Annotated in this window: 1 pseudogene; it reads left to right on the top strand. The window is 47.8% G+C overall.

Going from position 1 to position 205, the window contains the following annotated elements:
• Nucleotides 1-205: pseudogene (locus tag H5181_RS20570) on the top strand (IS630 family transposase); the annotation flags it as partial.

The following is a 205-nucleotide window of genomic DNA, read 5'->3' as shown; positions in this document are numbered from 1 at the left end:
AGATTTGGTCAGCAAAATACCACGACCCGCATTTGGGCAACGAAAGGAACCCGACCACGAGCGGTAAGGCAACAACAGTTCGAATCAGCATATTTATATGGTGCGGTGTGTCCTGCAACGGGCACGACAGAGGCTATTATTGCCCCGCATGCCAACAGTGAATATATGTGGGAGCATTTAACATTAATTTCAGAGGCTACCGAAT

This window comes from Shewanella sp. SG44-2 (genome assembly GCF_014164215.1).
Lineage (GTDB): Bacteria > Pseudomonadota > Gammaproteobacteria > Enterobacterales > Shewanellaceae > Shewanella > Shewanella frigidimarina.
This window is presented reverse-complemented; position numbering and strand designations above follow the sequence as displayed.